The 734-nt window shown below is 53.8% G+C and carries 1 protein-coding gene; it reads left to right on the top strand.

What is annotated here, in order from left to right; genetic code table 11:
- Positions 1–30: 30 nt before the first annotated feature.
- Positions 31–734, top strand: a protein-coding gene (locus tag JK213_RS15800; RefSeq protein WP_211571907.1) for an IS5 family transposase whose coding sequence is annotated in 2 segments (ribosomal slippage) — positions 31–364 and positions 364–734 — 705 coding nt annotated over the 2 segments. Because the reading frame shifts where the segments join, the coding sequence is not laid out codon by codon here. This gene is flagged as partial in the annotation.

Below are 734 nucleotides of genomic sequence, written 5' to 3' on the forward strand. Positions count from 1 at the left end.
TTCACAGGCTTACCGATGGAGGGTAGGCCTGTGAGTGAGGTATTTTTGTTGTCTGAGCGCCAGATGGAGCGGATTGAGCCGTTTTTTCCTCTGGCGCACGGAGTGCCACGCGTGGATGACCGGCGTGTTCTGAGCGGGATCGTTTATGTCCTCCGCAACGGCCTTCAGTGGAAGGATGCTCCAAAAGCGTATGGTCCACACAAGACTTTATACAACCGCTTTATCCGGTGGAGCCGCCTGGGTGTTTTTGACAGGATCTTTGTCGCCCTGACAGAACAGGCTGGCCGTTCGAAGCGTCTGATGATCGATGCAACACATCTCAAGGCACACCGGACATCGGCGTCCCTGTTCAAAAAGGGGCTTTTCCCCGCCATATCGGACGGAAAAAAGGCGGCCTGAACTCAAAACTTCATGCCGTCTGCGATGATCAGGGCCGACCTGTCCGCCTTCATCTGACTGCTGGACAGGTCAGTGACTTCAGAGGCGCAGACGTGCTTCTGGCAGACCTCCCCGATGAGACAGAAGAAGTCATTGGTGACAGAGGCTACGATAGCAAGCAGATCAGGTTATCGCTTGCAGACCGGAACATCACAGCCTGTATTCCGCCGAAGAAGAACCGGAAATCAAAGCCACCTTACAATTGGCATCTGTATAAAAAGCGCCATCTGATCGAAAACATGTTCGCAAAGCTGAAAGACTGGCGACGTGTTGCGACCCGATATGACCGCTGCGCT

This window comes from Gluconobacter sp. Dm-44, from assembly GCF_018256175.1.
GTDB lineage: Bacteria > Pseudomonadota > Alphaproteobacteria > Acetobacterales > Acetobacteraceae > Gluconobacter > Gluconobacter cadivus.